We start from the raw sequence: 18,148 nt of genomic DNA, 5'->3' as shown, positions 1-18,148 counted from the left end.
TTTTAAGACTTAAAACTTGTAGCTAATGCCAACTTTAGCCTGCCAAGCTGATGACGATGAACTGATTTGTGAGTAATTACGCACATCTGCACCGCCAAAGCTGTTGTCTATTTTATATCTACCTTGATCATCAAGACCACCAAAGTCATAAATAGTTTGGTTAGAGTAACCTAAGCGTTTTTCTACACCCCAGTCGCTGTTTAGAAGGTTTGCGAAATTATCAATCATTAGATAAACCTCACCAGTGTGACCTTCAGCAAAGCCAGGTATTTCTTGCTTAATGCTAACATCCATTGTAGTAACCCAAGGTTGAGTTGCTGTATTCTTACCTAAAATCCCACCACGTTGAGATATACCAGCACGCTCTAATAACGGTTCTAACTCAGCCCAAGTCATTTTAGAATCAGCCCAATTTACATTCGGATCATCAGCACCTGTAGGGATATAAGGTAAGTAAGCACCATTAGTGAATAAAGAGCTAGTATCACCTAAGTCTTCATCTTTATACATATTCATTGTGTAACTAAATGGGCGACCTGAACGACGTTCAAAATAAACATTGAACTTGGTTGCATATCCTTCAAAAAATTCAGTGTTATACGCTAAGTTAATTTTAAAGCTGTGCTCAACTTCGTAAAAGCCACGTGCTGCAATATCTTCATTACGATTTACTGTAATATTGTGCTTATAGTTACCTTCTGCCTGAGAAGCTGAACCTGCTGACGATTCTGTAACATCTTGGTGAGCATAGCTTGCCGATACAAACAGGCCATTGTCCCATTGTTTAGCAATACCCGTTGAAATAATAATTGAACGACCATCATCCGATGAATTAGTCATTTCTATGTCAACATTATCGCCACTGTAAATACTTTGATTGATAACACGTTCGCCGTCCGCAGCTAAGCCTACTGGGTTAATAGACGAATTATGCCATACCGCTTCATTTTCTTTTTTATGGTAAGCAATTTCAGCTTGCCATTTAAAGCCATCACCTAATAGTTCAGAATCAAACTCATATTCAAAACCTATTTGAGTACGAATGCTTGAAGGCAATTTAAAGTCAGGGTCGATATACGCAACGCTACCAGCACCTTGCTCTAATGTATTTTTTATTTCATCAGGAACCTGAGTAATATCAGCTGTGTTATTTGCATAGTAATCATTAATTACATCGTTTTGTGCTGATACTAAAGTAATGCCATCACTTTGGAATGAATTGTTATACCAAACATTTGGAATGCCGCCTTGGAAACGACCAATACCACCACTTATTGTAAGTGCTTCTGTAGCATAATATTTAAAGCCGATACGCGGTAAGAAAATATCTAAGCCATCTAGGTTTTCTTGGTTGTTGAAGTTATTAACACCATATAGAGCGCTATAAGTATTAGCAAAATTTTCATTTAGAGTTGGTTTATCATCAGATGACAAACGCTCATAACGAACACCTGCTGTAACTTCTAAATCATCACCTACATAAAAAGTATCTTCTATGTAAAGCGCTAGCTGGTTACGTCTTACATCATATGCTGTATCAGCTGAATCATTAGTGTAAGCATTTTGATAAGAGAAATCATAAGAACCAATTTCACGGTTTTCAAAATTTTCTAAGCTATCAAATTTCCACGTTCCAAGAGAGTTTTGAGCAAACAAGTTATATAAACGAAGTGACTCGTACTGAGCTCCAAAGTTTATTTCATGCTCATCCATTAAATACGTAGCGTCTAACGTAAAAGTTAGGTTTTGTGTTTCTGAACGGTTTGCATGGCGGTATTGATCTGTACCAAAGTTGTAAGAAGGACCATTTCGACCGTCTTCCTCAACAGTAATGCTTCCTAAGTTAGAGCGAGTTGCGCTATCAGAGGTAACATCTTTATACGACACACCAATTTCTGTTGAAAAGTTTTCAGTCCAATCAGAGTAAAGTTTAGATGAAAAGTTATTAAACTTAGTTACGTATGCATAAGTGCTTGAAACTAAGGCTATATTATCACCGCCTGTGCTAGAGTTACGCTCATCTTGGTCGTCTTGCCATTGATAAGTGAAATCTAAACGGTGGTCATCACTTGCGTTCCAGCTTAATTTAACAAGCAAGTTTTTGTTTGTATCTTCTGGCGCACCGGCTAATGAATCAGTTAAGCCGTATTCATTATTTAAGATAGAAATGAAACGATTATAGTTAGCTTCAGAAGTATTAAATTCATTTGAAGCACCAGAACCGTCAAAGCCGTAATCTAGATCTAATTCACTTGACCATTCTGCATAGTTAACAAAGTAAAACAGTTCATCTTCAATAATCGCTCCACCGACATTAAAACCAAATCTTTCTTCAGTTTTAATCGGCTCTACTTTATTTGTAGAGTAAGTTTTATGACCTAGCTCATCAAGATCGTCTTCTTGTACAATATTATCAACATCGCCAGCTATCTCAGGAGTAGATATTTCATAAAAGCCAGAGAACTTAAACTCATTTGTACCAGATTTTGTTACTGCGTTAATAGTACCGCCACCAAAGTTACCTTTAGAAGCTGAGAAAGGAGATACATCAACAGAAACTTGTTCAATAGCATCAAGTGCTACAGGAGGCTGAGAAGTAGGGTAGCCACCAAAGTTCAAGCCAAAGTCATCATTTTGACCAATACCGTCAACTGTTAAACCGTTGGTACGAGGGTTACTACCTGCAAACGTTAGCTCACCATTACCATTAATACTGGCAAGTGGGTTTAAGCGCGCAATATCTTTAATGTCACGATTAAAGCTTGGCATATTTTCAATAGTGTCAGAGCCAAATGTACTGCTAGAGCCACCTGATTGTTGAACAATCTTATAACCAGACACTTCAATCTTTTCGATGTTTAGCGGAGCAAGCTGCGAGCTTAAACGGTAAGTTTCACCAAGGTTCAAGTATATATTTTCAACAGTGGTATCGTTAAACGTATCAGAATCAATGATAACCATGTAAGGACCACCTACACGTAAACCATTAGCGATAAACGTACCACTTTCGTTTGTAGTTAGTTCGCTAATAGTACCTGTTGGTTGGTGAATTACTTTGATTTTAACGTTTGCAGCACTGCCACCTGAAGGCGTTGTAATTTTACCACGCATTGCAGATGAAGTATCAGCAGCCATTGCGCTTGTAGAAACACCTAGAGCTAAAATTACCGCTCCAGTTAATTTCGAAAGGCGAAGCTTAGTCATAATGTTGATTTCCCGTGTGTAGGTTATATAAATTTAATACAGTTTATTTGTCAGTCGTCATTTTCAGTGCCGTTTCTAACTCTTTTGCAGAAGGGTCAAATAGGGCATTTAGTAATCCAGCTAATCGAATACCCGCTTGTTGTAAGCGCGTCTTTATAATTGGAGTATTGTTATATATGTAGCTATAACCAATTTCGTTGTTGGTATATTTATAAATTTTTGTGGCTAAATTATGAGATTCTTCAACCCATGTCATAGGTGAGCTTTGTAAATACTCAGCAATTAACTCGCTGTTATTTGTATCAATAAATTGTGCGTACTCAGTAAACGATAAATTCTCGTTCTCAACTAACTTTGTATCCCAAAGGCTGTGAAGATTTGTTTCTTCGTTAAAAAATGAAACCTTAATACGGTTGCCACCTCTATCTTCACTTCGACCAGCATGAAATGGTTGGTGACTGTCGCCCACCAAATGTACTAAAAAACGTAAACTGAACTGTTTAGCATCTAAGGTGCTATTTTTATCAGTGAGCGTTTGCATTGAATAGTGAATGCCTTCTAGGATATTACTTACAGATTCTTTGTTTTTAGTGTGCTCGTGATTGAAGCTGAAAGATTTTCCTGGTGCTGCATTAATATAATGCCAACGAGATGATTGCTTTTGCCAAAACTCGCCAGGGGCAGAGCGCATTTCATCAGGCCACGTTGATATTTGTGCAAGTGATTCACCATCAAGGTAGGGTTGTATTGCCGCTTTAGTTGTTTCGCTTATATGAGATTCTGCAATCTTACCTACAATGCGGTGGCCATTTTGACCCCAAGCATGTGAGTCAGTGCTTGTAAATATTGCACTAATCAAAAGCGCAGAAGATATCGAGTACTTTATATTGCTATGCATTAGAACTTCCTTAATGAATATTTCATGGCGTTGCTACAGGCTAATGCGGTCAATTGTCCTTACTTTTGGTGTTGATAGGAAGGACTCATTAAAATTCATAGTTTCTTATTCACATTACTTTTAAATCAATAGTTTATGTTTAACAGGTAAAATTACTTGTTGTAATAAGTAAGCGAAATTGTTCAAATGCACTATATAGTCTATTTTTGAGTGGCATTGCTTTGAATTTTAAAAATATCGTGTTGCACAAAATGTTAATTGTTACATTTTTGTTTCTATTATTGGTCGTTACGTGGGTTTGCGGTCAAGTTAGTGTATACAATGATGAATTACACTTTCCAGTTATGATCGAAACCTCAACAGAGTGTCAAACAACTGCAACAAGTAACAAAGGCCAATTAATTGTTTTTACGCAATCAAAAAAAATAGCTAAGTTATTAACACAAAAGTTATGCTCTGATAACGTGGTGGCTAAGCAATATGGCTCTGTAAAAGGGTATTGGGGGTATAGAACGGCAGACAGCTTTGAGTTTGTGGGTAAAGGAATTGCTGACTTAATTTTGGCTAAAAACAATATTATGGCAGCCTTTAAAGCAGAGTCGACCTATAACTACCAGCCCGTTGTTGGCTTTTCTGACTACACGGCTTTTTTTATATCTTCTAAAGAAAAACCTAGAGTTACTAAACAATACTTTTTAGATAAGCGCATAGGTTTGCTTGATTATCCGACCAGCCGATCAGGGCATATTTTACCAAAGCAAACGTTTAAAGAGTTGGATATTAATTTAGCCAATTTGAAAATCACTTATGCTAGCTCTCATAACGAATTACGTGATTTACTCGCTAATGGAAAAGTAGATATTATTGCTTCGTTTTGGAAAGAGAGCGACGAAAAACGTTTTTCAAAAAACTATATTACGCCATTGAGTAATAATATTTCTGGAACAAGATGGTATTTAAAAATGCAGCAAAACAACACTGATTTATTATGCGCAGTGCAGGAAAATTTGCTTGATATGTCTAAAGATCAAAGTTTGCATTACTATCAAAACGTCCAGCCATTTTGGCGCTGTGGCGCCAGCTCAGTAGGCTTAAAAGAGGAGGTTGGTGATGAGTAAGTATAAGCAATTACTTGTTATTATAAGTTTGTTTTTTATTTTGTCGTCTGTCTTTTATATTTCTGTAACTCAAAAAAGCCAGCAAGTAGCTAAACAAAAAATTACGCAGATAGAAAGGCAAATAGCACTCGACTTACCCTTACTCGATTTATCGAATGAGCTGCTAAAGCATTCAGGTAATAAAGATGCAGTTAACAGCTACATTAAAACTTTAAACAGCTACATTAATTCGAACGAGCTCAAAGTTGTTGCTATTGCACCAAAAAACGAGATGGTAACACCTGTAAACTCACACCAAATAATACGTAGTTTGAGCACTAATAATGGGTTCGTATTAGTTGTATTTAACGTCCAACAAGCCCACTTTACATTGAGCCATTTTATTTACTATTTTATATTTTTAGTATTAAGTGTATTGATTAGTTTTTGGGTGAAATTTGCGTTTATTAAACAGAGCAATAAGCAGTTTAATAATGCACAGCATCAATCAATTGAAGAGCCTACGCCGCTGATACTTATTGTTGACCTTAACGATAAAACATTATCAAGTAGTTGTAATACAGAACAAAAAATGTGTTTAGCCAATAAGCCATTGTGCTTTTATTTAGCACTTGTAGAGTATTGTACAAATAACGATGATGTAGCGCTTAGTCATAATAAAGATGTGCCAGAGGAGCTGCTAGAGCTTGCTAACAAGTATTTTTATAGGTTGGTCGAACTCGGCCATACGGTTAGAAAAAGGCCTAACTTTAATAATAGCCTAGAAAAAACCCTGAGCGAAGTACGTGCTGCATTAGATGAAGTACTCAGTGAGTATCCTGAAGAAAAAGAGTTATATTATCCACCTAAAGCATACGGGGAGGGTTCTCGCTCTCGTCTGCATAGTTATGGGCTGGCAAATATTAAAAAGGGCAGTATTGAAATAATAGGAAAGTAACAAGGTTACTTTCCTATTATTAGAGGCTATTTAGGAGTAAATTCAGCCGTTTTAAGAGGGCTGTTTTTTGATATAAAATCTTGAAGTGCTTGGGCATCTGTTTCGTCTGTACTAACAAAGCCTTTTTTATTTGTAAGCGCAGGATAGCCATCACCGCCTGATGCGTTATAGCTATTTAAGCTCATACGGTAAGTTTTATTTTTGTTCAAAGGTTGGCCGTTAATAACAACATTAACTAACTGATTATTTTTACGCTCAAACGATAGTTTATGGTATTGCAAGTAAGCGCCAGCATCCGGTGGGAAGCTCGTTACTGTATTTAAATAGTCCCATAAATCACTGCCTTGCCAATCCATGTAAGTAATACGATTTTTAAAAGGATGTACTTTTAAAATATCTTTATAGCTCACTTCACCAGCCTCTATTGAGCTGCGAATACCACCACCACTTATTAGTCCAAAGTCTGCACCCACTACATCCATTTGAGCTTGAATAATTACGCGTGCAAGATTTGTTTGTTGGTAGCGAACTTTGTTTCTGTCACCTTCTAAGCGAGCATCTACTTCACCAATGGTACCTTCAATTTGTTTAGCGCCTTTAGCTTGGTATACCGCTAAATAAGATTCAAGTTTTGAGTCTGGTTTAATGTACTCGTTTGCTAATACTTCTTTAGTTGAGCCATCAGCTTGTACTTTATCTACATACAAATTAACTGGCATCAGTTTGTAGTCTAGTAACGTTAATTTTCCGTTTTCAAGCTTAAACTCAGCTTTACCAACATATTTACCCCATTCATGGGCTTGCATAATGTAAGTACCGTTTTGTTGGTCTGGTTTACAGGCAAGACCTGGTTTAAAGCTATCGTCATTTACATTTGTATCGCTCATGCATACAGGTTCTTGAGAGTGGCCACCAATGATCATATCTAGCGTGTTTGCAGGAAGTGAGCGAGCAAGTGTTATATCACCGGGTGCGTTAATACCAAAGCTAGCATCAACATAATGACCCATATGAGTCAGGGCGATTGTAATGTCAGGGTTGTACTTAGCTTTTATTTCTTTCGCTAGTTTTGCTGTAACGTCAACAGGGTCTTTAAACTCTAAGTGCCCAATATACTGAGGATTACCAATTTTAGCTGTGTCGGTTGTTGTTAAACCAATAACAGCAATAGTTAATCCATTCTTTTTGAATATTTTATAGCTATCAAACGCGTGTTCGCCTGACTCTTTTTCAAATATATTGGCTGATAGAAAAGGAAAGTTCACCCATTTTTGCTGTTGCTTCAATACATCAATAGGGTTGTCGAATTCGTGATTACCCAATGCCATTGCATCGTAACCAATCAGCGACATACCTTTAAAGTCAGGCTCTGCTTTTTGTAAGTCTGACTCAGGAATACCTGTATTTATATCACCACCAGAGAGTAGTAATACTGCATGACCTTGCTTTTGAGCTTTATTGCGTAAAGAGTCAATTAACGTTTTGCGAGCGGCCATACCGTATTCGCCTTTTTCGTTTTGCCAAAAACGCCCGTGGTTATCATTAGTATGAAGAACAGTTAAATATTTAGTCGGGGTAGCGCTAAACACGGATTCAGGAGCAGGAGATGTGCATCCGAGTACACTAAAAATAACCGAAAATAAAATAATTATACGCATAAAATACCTATGGATTAAGGTCTACTTAATTTATCAGGCAGCTAGTTTAAACTAGTTCCATGCTAAAAAAACGTACTTATTTACATTTTATTTGGAAGGGGCTGTTAATTGGTTTGTGGCAGCACGTTCACGACGCTTCAACTCCGTATTCGCATACTCTCGCTTGTGGTGATTAGTACCTATCATCCAGGTTAAAAAGCTTGCTGGCAGTTTTGTATAGGGTTCGCCTTTGTGTAAACCAAAGTCGCAAATTGCATGTTTAGTGTGTGACATTATAAGATCCTGTTGTTTTGTGTTTTTTAAAGGTAACAAAAAGTAGCCATACTCTTAAGATGATTTAATTTTAAATAATTAGATTTATATAGCTAAAAAGAATATAAGTAATGGTATATGTAATTAATTTGTTATCAACACGGTCTAATTTGTATCAACTCGCACTTTAGAATCGATTTTGATCGCCTATGGCATTAATGTGTTAACGCATTAACAATTATCTAAAAATATAACAACAGGAATACAACATGAAAAAACTTTTACTTGGCTCAGTACTCGCCGCAGCAAGCTTTACAAGTGCTGCCACTATTGTCGAAATGAACACGAGCCAAGGTGTCATAGAAATTAACTTGTTTGATCAACAAACACCTAAAACAGTTGCAAATTTTTTAAGTTACGTTCAAGACGATTCATATAACGAAACAGTAATTCACCGCTCTGTTAGTAACTTTGTTATTCAAGGGGGAGGATTTACATTTTCTGACTCGCTAGATGCGATTACCACAAAGCCTGCTGTAGAAAATGAGCCTGTTTTTTCTAATGTTAAGGGCACCATTGCGATGGCTAAACTATCGGGTGATGCTAATAGCGCAACAAGCCAGTGGTTTTTTAATATTACAGACAATAGTGCAGCACTTGATACGCAAAACGGTGGCTTTACTGTGTTTGGACAAATTACTGCAGCAAGCCAATCAACGTTAGATAAAATTGCAGCATTAGTACACTGTGGTGAAACACCCGTTGTTGGTATTACTGCTGAACAATGTGCAAGCACTGATGTAACAATTAGCAGTGCTAATTTAGTGACTATTCAAAACGTGGCGGTAATGGATGATGATCCTAATTCAGCCGCAGGTCTTACTGTTACTGAAAATACGCTAATTGATTCTGACACATCAACAGATTCAGGTAGTGGTTCTGGCGGCGGATTAATTTGGCTTTTAGGTGCTTTTTTACTTGTGGTTCCTCGTTTAAAACGTGCTAAATAATTAAAATTAATGGTAATGTGGATGGCGTAAACCAGCCGCCCACATTATTATTAAACTTTGCTATTTAAAGTAACACTCGCCAAACCATCGCAAGCCAAATTGAAAACACACAAACACAACCTAGTAAAAACACTTTAAAACGTGCTCGTACGTTATTTTCACCTAAATGAATAACACTATGCACAATACGTGTTGCTACAAATAAACAGGCCAGTATAGCCACAAGTGTACTGGCGCTATTTAGCTGTAGTGCAAGTAAACACCCCGCGTAAAAAAGCACAGGTATTTCAAACTGATTTGAAAAGTTTCTATCTGCAACCCTAATAGTGTCGCCAGCCTTATCTAATTGCATTGTTTTAAAATCGCTTAAATCTAATTGTTTGTTTTTAGCTGCTGCAAAGCGCCTTTTACCCATAATGAGCATGACAACCAGTGAAAGCGTAACTTGTGCAAACATGGCAAGTATGATGATTTTTTCCATTGTTTTTCCTTATTATTATTTAGAGTTTGTGTATCTTTTGATATTGAATGATTTTTAATCTCGAAAGTTGGCAGACTCGCAACTAATAGCCGATTATGAAGACATTTTTCACAATGTGTTACACAAAATAGCGTTATTTTGTAGAAAGTTATTAATTGAAAATGTTAGTTTAGCTTAACTATATTGCTTTGAATTGGCGCATGCTATTTTGCGCAATACTTTTTAATGGAAAACAAAAATGAAAAAGATTATTGGTTTTAGTGCTATCGCACTTGCAGTTTTAAGTGGTTGTTCAAATACAGCTTCGGTTTCTGTGGCGCCTCCGGCCTCTTTATTATCAGACACGTTAGTTGTAAGTCCTAACGATAACCGCGAATATAAAACACTTAAATTAGCAAACGATATTGAAGTTATTTTAGTGTCTGATCCTGGTGCTGAAAAGTCAGCAGCGGCACTAAGTGTAGGTGTAGGTTTACTACACGACCCGATGTCGCAACAGGGTATGGCGCATTATTTAGAACACATGCTGTTTTTAGGCACTGATCGTTACCCAGATACAAAAGGGTATTCTGATTTTATGACCAAAAATGGTGGCGCGCACAATGCGTATACTTGGCTCGATATTACTAATTACATGTTTAAAATTAATAACGACGCGTTTGATGAAGGGCTAGACCGTTTTGCCGACTTTTTTAAGGCACCTAAGTTATACCCTGAATACACAGACAAAGAAAAAAATGCAGTAAACGCAGAGTGGTCAATGCGTCGCGAAATGGACTTTTTTGGTCAATTTAAACTAGCGCGTAAAATGATGGGCGATCACCCAGCTAATCGCTTTTTAATTGGTAACCTAGAAACACTTGGTGACAAAGAAAATAGTTCTCTTCACAAAGAAACGGTTGATTTTTATAATAAATATTATTCTTCAAATGTCATGAAAGTAGCGCTTATTTCTAATTTACCTATTGCTGAAATGGAGCAAAAAGCACAAAAATACTTTGCTGATATAAAAAATAAAAACATAGAAAAACCAACAGTAACTGCAAAGCTTGATTTTGATAACGCTGGCGGTAAACGCGTGTTTTATGCACCAAATGAAGATGTAAAACAGCTACAACTTGATTTCACCATTGCTAATAATAATAGCGAGTTCGCGCTTAAACCAAACCGATTTGTAGCGTATTTACTAAGTAATGAAATGCCGGGCAGCCCAGCGCAACTGCTTCGTGACAAAGGGTGGGTATCTCAGTTGTCAGCTTCAGCTGCACCAAATCAATATGGTAATTACGGGTCATTAAACGTAAACGCAGAGCTTACAGATGAAGGCATGAAAAATCGTGACGAAATAGTTGCGACTATTATGCAGTACATCGATTTAATTAAAAAAGAGGGCGTTGATAGCAAGTACTTCAACGAAATTCGTACATCACTAAATAACCAGTTTAAGTTTTTAGAAAAAGGTGATGAGTTTAATTATGTAAGTTCACTTACGCAAAGCATGCAAGACTATCCGTTAAATCACGCTATTAATGCACCTTACTATTATGCAAAATTTGACGCTGATGCTGTAAATAAAGTACTTGAGCAGTTAAATGCCGATACTCTTCGTATTTGGTATGTATCGCAACAAGAAGAGACTGACTCGCAACTACACTTTTACGACGGCAAATACCGCATTAGTGATATTAGCGATGATGAAATTGCCAGCTGGAAAAAACCAAGCGAATTTAAGTTAGCACTACCAACTGTAAACAATTTATTGCCTGAAAATTTTGCAATAAAAACTCAAGCATTTAAAGAGCAAAAACACCCTGAGCTTGCTTACGATAAAAATGGTGTAAAAGTATGGCGCCAAGCAAGTCAAAAATTTGCAGAGCAGCCAAAAGGGCTTGTTGAAGTTTATATAAATACTCAACCCGGTTTGAACGATATAAAGGCAGAAGTACTTTATTCTGTTTGGGCTGATTTATACAATATTCAACAAAGTCAGTTAAGTACCGAAGCAGCAATCGCTGGTATGAGTGTAAGCCTTGCGCCGAGTAATGGTCTTGTTTTATCTATGAGTGGTTTTACAGATAAACAAGATGTATTGCTTAAACAAGCTTTAACCGGATTAAAAGCCGATGAAACAGCACAAGCATTTAGCCAAGCAGTTGATCGCTTTAAACGTAATTTACTAAACCAACAAAAACAGTTTCCGTATGCACAAGCATTTGGCGAGTATTCAAAACTAACGCGTACAGGTGGTTTTGATACAGACGCGCTTATTAAAGCCGCTGACTCAGTGAGTGTTGCCGACTTAGCACAATTAAAAACAGCTACGTTTGCACAAAACGATTTACGCGTATTTAGTTACGGTAACTACAATCAGCAAGATATAGACGCGATTGCAGACGAATTAAGTGCAACATTACCAAGCAACCATAAACGCAGTGAATTTGCGCGAAGCAAAGCATGGTTGCCACAACCGGGCGAAACGCTGGTACTGCAAAAAGATATAGATGTAGCTGATGTAGCGGTGGTTGATATGACCGTTCACCCTGTTGCGGGTTACAAACAAAAAGCAGAAGCGGCTGTATTACAAAGCCACTTTAGAACAGTTGCGTTTGATAAAATGCGTACTGAGGAGCAGCTTGCATACGCAGTAGGTGCATTAGCTCGCCCAATCGAGGATTACTCAGCAATTGGTTTGTATATTCAAACACCGGTTAAAGGTCCTAAAGAAATACAAGCTCGTTTTGATAAGTTTAAAAAAGAATACGCAGTTGAACTTGATAACATGAGCGAAGAGACTTTTGAGCAGCTTAAAAATTCAACCCTAGTATCGCTTAAAGAGCAGCCTAAAAACTTAAGTGACGAAATGAGCCCACTTATAAACGATTGGTACCGTGAAAATTTTACCTTTGATTCTAAGCAAAAGCTGATTGATGAAGTTGAAAAAGTAACGCTTGCAGATATAAAAGACTACTACAAGCAAACAATGCTTAATCCTAATGCGGCACGTTTAAATGTGCAATTACGTGGTACTAAGTTTATAGAAAGTGACTTTGCCGATTTACCAAATCAAACTAAAATCACAACGCTTGATGCCTATTACAATGGTATTAAACTACAAAAATAAGCTTTATTTATACAGCTAAAAATAAACCCCAATGTATTGCTACATTGGGGTTTTTATTTAAGTAAATTTAAGCCATTATTAAAAAGCCTATAACAGCTAATGCCGCAGCAATTAGCGTGTAAGGCAATTGTGTAACGGCATGGCTCATTAAATTACAACCAGAGCCTTGCGCTGCGAGTACGGTTGAATCTGAGTAAAAACACGCTTGGCTACCAAAAGAAGAAGCCGATAATAGCGCACCAATGACCAGTGGTATGTTTGCATCAACCGCATTTGCCAGTGGCATAACAATCGGAATTGATACAGCAAAAATACCCCAGCTCGACCCTGTTGCAAACGCTAAAATAGCCATTGAAATAAATACCACGGCTGGTAAATATGCAGCAGTCATATAAGGGCTTAAGCTGCCAATAACAAACTGAGGTAAACCAATTAAGTCGCATACATCTTTAAATATAAACGCCGCTATAACAGTACCAATCGCGGGGATCATACTTTTAAAGCCATCAAGCATGCGCTCAATCATTTCACTTACGCTCATTAATTTTTGTAGTGCATAAAATGGGAGAGTGACCGCCATTGTTGCTAATAAGCCTTTGTATACGTCAATTTCAAAGTAAACAGTAAATGCAACCAGTAAAATAATCGGCACCAAAAAGTTACGTAATTTACCTTTAGGATCAGCGTCTTCAAAGTTTTCTTCAGCTGCTTTTACTGCGTATTCATCTGCCGTTTGAACGTTATTGTATTGAGCTGGATCGACTTGAGCTTGCTCAATTTGCGCCATTTGTTCTGCTTTTTTCATTGGACCAATCGCAGGAATAACACCCAACACAACAAGTAAAACAACAAGCACTGCAAACCACGCGTAAAACATGTACGGAATAGCTTGAATATAAACAGCAATACCTTTGCCTTCTTCAGCAATACCGTTATCTACCAATAAGCCACTAAAAAATACCGCCCAGGTAGATAAAGGGACAAGCACACAAATTGGTGCCGCAGTTGAGTCAACAACGTAAGCAAGCATTTCGCGGCTAACTTTAAATTTATCGGTAATGCGTTTCATGGTTTCACCCACGGTAAGCGCATTTAAGTAGTCATCAATAAAAATAACCACACCTAAACAAAAGGTCATGAACAACGATGAACGCTTACCTTTGGTGTACTTAAGAGCTAACTTGCCAAAAGCCGATGCGCCACCTGTACGCACTAATAGTGCGATAAGTGCGCCAAAACCACCACATACAAGTATTAGCCAGCCGATGGTTTCGTCTGTCATCACTTTTAGCGATGTACTCGCAAAGTTAGTAAGTACCTGTGCAGGGTCGGCTATAACTAAACCAACTAAAGCACCAATAAGTAAAGATAAAATAGGGCGGCGTAATACAACAGCCAATACAACCACCACTAACGGTGGTAGTAAACTCAACGCAGAAGGTTCAAGCATTTAAGTATTCACAAAATTAAAAGCATGCATCAAAATTAAATTAATTTTCAAGCTGCTTATACAAAAACAAAGAAGATGATAAGTTTGTTGTTAAATCATTTTCCAAGTCACTGCTTTTGTACGCGTGGGAGGAACACATAAACAGTTATGTTAAATAGCGGCTTAAGTGAAACGCGTTGGCTTTGGCGCCAGACGGTGCAAGGAGTGCAAACCGCTATTGTTGTGCCTGTAAAAACATCGGCGCAAAAGTAATCCGCTTTTTAATTTCAGTCAACAAAAATTTACATGTTTGATAAAATTTTATTAGAGGCGGTTTAATAGAGTGCTTTGTAGCGCTAATTCCTTGATGTAAAGAGATGCCATTCATCAACTTAAAAAATTATTGAAGAAGCAGCAAAAAGTAAGATTCGACGGTAATTGATGATAAAACCGCCGTAATTATATTTTCACTTAATGATTAAAGTCTTGCTTGTTCTATTTGTTTTGCAACATTTAGGTTTATATTTAGCCATGTTGCTTCAAGCGTTGAAACTAAACCGTCGTATCCATCATCATCGATAGGGACCAATTGCGAAAAGTTATGAATACTTATAAGACGTCGGCCTGTTTCAGGGTGTGTGTAATATAAACGCCAAAGCCCTGAAATATCAGCGTTACCTTCCATGTCGCCATTAAAGTGGTGAATTTCGTATTCAAGCTCATAAAACGTTTGTTGATCGAGTTCAGTAATGACCGGTAAGCCCTTTATTACCATCCAATTTGGCATAGTATTAAAAAGAGTTTGCTGGGCTGTTGCAGTGAGCATTACATCCGGCGATTCGCCCCACAGGTTGTAATTTGCGGCATGAATTTGGTTGCTATCTATTTTCATAGCAATACCTAAATTATTTAAAGCACCTCTAAGTACAACTGTTTGTATTCTTAATTGTGCGTCTGTGTCTGTCACATTTCGAGACGAGGCGCCAATAGGCTGCTCAAACTGGTAATACTGTGTCGCAGTTTGTATTGATGAACTACAACCTGCCAATAGTAATAATAAACTTGCAGTTAAAAATAACGATTTCATTATTGCTTCCTTGGTTTTGGATCTGCTGGTAATGATTTATCAAAAATTAGCATATTAGGTTGCTCGTTTAATCCGCGAGTTAGAGGCTGTAGGCCCTCGCTTAAACGTTTAAACTCTTTTAATGTTTGCTGTATTTGATGATGAAGTTCAGAACCTGCTTGGTAACTGGCCATGGTTTTATCAAATTGGCGCATAGTTACTTCAAACTGCTCCATACTTTTTGTCATCTTTTCGAAATTACGATTAAAGTCGCCTGGTAAGTTTTGTGTATCTTTTTGGCTTAGTAACTCTCGCGTTTCATTAGCAAGCGCTCGGTAATCGGTAAATGTGGCTTGCATTTGTTCTAAGCTATCTTCAACTTTTAAGTTATTTACTTTATTAAGTACGTCAGATACTTGGTCTGCTAATACGGTTATGCCGCTAGAAATACTCGGAAAAACATCATACTGCACAAGTTTACCTAGGTGTGCTTGCGGTGCATCGGGGTATATATCAAAATCAACGTACACTGCACCCGTTAATAAATTACCAGGCTTTAACGAGGCGCGCATACCACTTTCAATCCAGCCTTTTAAACTACCTTGCCAATACTCTTTAGCTGAGGCACTGTCGTGATACAAGCGTCCGTATTCTACTTTTATAAGTACTGGAACCGCCGTATTATGGTTTCTAAAGTGGGCAGGTTTACCGTCAATAATTACATTGGCAGGGGTTTCAACAACAGTACCTACACGCATACCTCTATATTCGACAGGAGCACCTGTGCGTAGTCCTCGAACTGATTGTTCAAATTCAATGAGGTAGTAATCAAAATCGTAAAAGCGCTCTTCTAGCGCTTCTTTATAGCTTTGGCTTAATGAAAAGCTATGCCCATCTTGTGCTATTTCACCCGGGGCCTGTTGTTCAGGTAAGCCAACCGAAATACCGCCTTTTAAAAGTTTACTTAAAGAGCCCGTATTAATATTGATGCCATCGGCAGATAGGTCAATTTCAATCCCTGCGTTCACCCAAAAAATAGAGTTCATGGTGATGAGATTTTGATAAGGTTCTTTAATAAATACGCCGTACTTCATTGCTTGGTTTTCCCAATCAAAAGTGGCGGTTTCTATTTGACCTATTTTGTAATTTTTGAAAAATATACCGGTACTCACATCAAGCACTTCAGCGTTGTAACTCATTAATTTGAAACGGCCACCTTTCACATCTTTACCAATGAGGGCGGGTTCGTCTTGTAATTTAAAACGCTCTTTTAGCTCTTTACTTTCACCGGGTGAAAACTCTAAATATACACCAGACAATAGCGTGCTCATTCCGCTAATACCCGTTTCATCAATGCGTGGTTTTACGACCCAAATTTTGGCATCATCAGTTAATAAGTTATTGTAGTTTTTGTCTATTTGCGCACGGGCAATAACGCTGTCTTGGGTGTCTGATAGTCGAACATGATCAATTTGACCTATTTTTACACTGCGCACTTTTATTTCAGTTTTACCTGCAATAATGCCCTCAGCTTGTGGCATTTCGATAAAAATTGTAGGGCCTTTATTAGCTTGGTATTGGTATAACATCCACATGCCCACTAACAGCGCAATTGCCGGAATGATCCAGATAGCGGAAATTTTCGGTTCTTTTGTTATTTCGGCAGTTTCGGTCATGCTTTGTTCTCTGATTTTTTGTTTTTAGGGGAATCCCACAACAAGCGTGGGTCAAAGGCATGGGCAGCCATCATTTGGCATATTACCATAACTGTAAAAAATACAATGCCTAATCCTGGTGTTACTGACATTAAATTACCCAGTTGAACTAAGGCAACTAAAATAGCAACCACGAATACATCTATCATCGACCATTTTCCAATAAACTCAGTCAGTTGATAAATTCGGGTGTAACTTTTTGTATGTCTATTGGCAGGCCTCGTTACCATAAAGCATAAAAAGCTCAATACAAAAGCTTTAGCAAGTGGCACCACAACGCTGGCTAAAAATATAATAGCGGCAATAGGGTAGGAGCCACTTTTCCAAAGTGTAATTACGCCACCAATTAAAGTTGAAGGGGATTCATCCCCAAGACTAGTGGTATGCATAATAGGCAAAACATTAGCTGGAATATAACAAACAACAGAGGTAATTAGCCAAGCTGCTGCTTTTTGTACGCTGTAAGGGTTTCTGACATGTGTTTTAGTATGGCAACGCTGGCATACATTACCTGTACAAAGTTGATGGCACACATGGCAAGCTTTAATATTTTCATCTATTGCACGTTTAGCATGCTCTGCGCCTTCGAGTACTTTTACAGGCTTTATTTGAGCCCATAAGCGTGGGCGATTTAAGTGAACAAGCGCGGCTATGTATAAAATAACAAACCCCACATAAGCCCAAAAACTCGTGCCAAAGCTAATATCAGCCAGCGACATGATTTTAACCATACTAACAAGTACGCCAATTAAAAATATTTCCGACATAATCCAGGGCTCTAACGCAAGGGTGAACTTTAGTAGTCGCCTTGCTATGCCCTCTGGTAATGTTTTTAAAAGCCCAAGATGCAAAGGAATTAAAATAAGAAGCAAACCCATAGGCAGAGCAATAATGCTCAAATCGATAAATAAGCCAAGCAGTTCACTATCGTAATTAAATAAAATCCGAGCCGCGTCGGGCAGAGTAATAGTTTGAGTAATACCACTACTGCTAAAAGAAATAAAAGGGTAAAACATACTGCTCAGCAGCATTAATAGTGCGCTAAAGCTTAGTGCAACTATACGACTATCGTGATTAACATCGGCTTCGCAAAGTTTATGGTGGCAATGTGGGCATATCGCCATTTGTTTTGCGATTATGCGAGGTATATCTATGATCAGATCGCAGCAGGGGCATACAGTTTGCAATTTAATACCAAGCAAGAAGAATATTTCTTCAATTTTGCTATATTTAATACATTAATACAACGCGTTCTGCTA

General features: G+C 37.8%; 13 protein-coding genes. 4 read left to right on the top strand and 9 right to left on the bottom strand.

Annotated elements, in window-relative coordinates:
• Window positions 1–9: 9 nt before the first annotated feature.
• Window positions 10–3,204 carry a TonB-dependent receptor gene (locus tag I6F66_RS09545; protein WP_197209156.1) on the bottom strand — a complete coding sequence of 1,065 codons (3,195 nt, stop codon included), beginning with the start codon at window positions 3,202–3,204 and terminating at the stop codon, window positions 10–12.
• A gap of 43 nt (window positions 3,205–3,247) precedes the next feature.
• Window positions 3,248–4,102, bottom strand: coding sequence for a S1/P1 nuclease (locus I6F66_RS09540; protein WP_165728351.1), 855 nt, complete (start codon window positions 4,100–4,102; stop codon window positions 3,248–3,250).
• A gap of 251 nt (window positions 4,103–4,353) precedes the next feature.
• Between I6F66_RS09540 and I6F66_RS09535 the strand changes: the two genes are divergently transcribed.
• A complete protein-coding gene (locus I6F66_RS09535; protein WP_197119942.1) occupies window positions 4,354–5,220 on the top strand; it encodes a hypothetical protein in 867 nt (288 codons plus the stop codon).
• Window positions 5,213–6,157, top strand: coding sequence for a hypothetical protein (locus I6F66_RS09530; RefSeq protein ID WP_165741119.1), 945 nt, complete (start codon window positions 5,213–5,215; stop codon window positions 6,155–6,157). The genes I6F66_RS09535 and I6F66_RS09530 overlap by 8 nt, the downstream gene beginning before the upstream one ends.
• A gap of 26 nt (window positions 6,158–6,183) precedes the next feature.
• Here the strand turns inward: I6F66_RS09530 and ushA are convergent, their stop codons facing one another.
• Entirely contained in the window at window positions 6,184–7,815 is a 1,632-nt protein-coding gene (ushA, locus tag I6F66_RS09525) for a bifunctional UDP-sugar hydrolase/5'-nucleotidase UshA (protein ID WP_197119943.1), read from the bottom strand.
• Between the two features lie 87 nt (window positions 7,816–7,902).
• Entirely contained in the window at window positions 7,903–8,088 is a 186-nt protein-coding gene (locus I6F66_RS09520; protein ID WP_101163566.1) for a hypothetical protein, read from the bottom strand.
• 248 nt (window positions 8,089–8,336) lie between these two features.
• Here I6F66_RS09520 and I6F66_RS09515 point away from each other — a divergent pair, with 248 nt between their 5' ends.
• A complete protein-coding gene (locus I6F66_RS09515; protein WP_197209155.1) occupies window positions 8,337–9,077 on the top strand; it encodes a peptidylprolyl isomerase in 741 nt (246 codons plus the stop codon).
• 64 nt (window positions 9,078–9,141) lie between these two features.
• Here the strand turns inward: I6F66_RS09515 and I6F66_RS09510 are convergent, their stop codons facing one another.
• On the bottom strand, window positions 9,142–9,558 hold the full coding sequence (locus I6F66_RS09510) for an MAPEG family protein (RefSeq protein WP_197209154.1): 417 nt from the start codon (window positions 9,556–9,558) through the stop codon (window positions 9,142–9,144).
• 238 nt (window positions 9,559–9,796) lie between these two features.
• On the opposite strand from I6F66_RS09510, the gene I6F66_RS09505 reads away from it, so the two are divergent.
• Entirely contained in the window at window positions 9,797–12,679 is a 2,883-nt protein-coding gene (locus tag I6F66_RS09505) for an insulinase family protein (RefSeq protein ID WP_165728349.1), read from the top strand.
• A 67-nt stretch (window positions 12,680–12,746) separates the two neighbouring features.
• On the opposite strand, the gene I6F66_RS09500 is transcribed toward I6F66_RS09505, so the two are convergent.
• From I6F66_RS09500 to I6F66_RS09485, 4 genes are all read right to left on the bottom strand, one after another.
• A complete protein-coding gene (locus tag I6F66_RS09500; RefSeq protein ID WP_007582429.1) occupies window positions 12,747–14,129 on the bottom strand; it encodes a Na+/H+ antiporter NhaC family protein in 1,383 nt (460 codons plus the stop codon).
• A 457-nt stretch (window positions 14,130–14,586) separates the two neighbouring features.
• Entirely contained in the window at window positions 14,587–15,195 is a 609-nt protein-coding gene (locus tag I6F66_RS09495; protein WP_197209153.1) for a PqiC family protein, read from the bottom strand.
• Entirely contained in the window at window positions 15,195–16,850 is a 1,656-nt protein-coding gene (gene pqiB, locus I6F66_RS09490; RefSeq protein ID WP_165740449.1) for an intermembrane transport protein PqiB, read from the bottom strand. The genes I6F66_RS09495 and pqiB overlap by 1 nt, the downstream gene beginning before the upstream one ends.
• Window positions 16,847–18,013: a paraquat-inducible protein A gene (locus I6F66_RS09485; RefSeq protein WP_024593151.1), complete on the bottom strand. Its 1,167-nt coding sequence runs from the start codon at window positions 18,011–18,013 to the stop codon at window positions 16,847–16,849. The genes pqiB and I6F66_RS09485 overlap by 4 nt, the downstream gene beginning before the upstream one ends.
• Window positions 18,014–18,148 lie beyond the last annotated feature (135 nt).

The sequence above is a fragment of the Pseudoalteromonas sp. NZS100_1 genome (assembly GCF_015864285.1).
GTDB classification, from domain to species: domain Bacteria; phylum Pseudomonadota; class Gammaproteobacteria; order Enterobacterales; family Alteromonadaceae; genus Pseudoalteromonas; species Pseudoalteromonas arctica.
The sequence above is the reverse complement of the archived record's forward strand: the minus strand, read 5'-3'. Positions and strand labels throughout refer to the sequence as shown.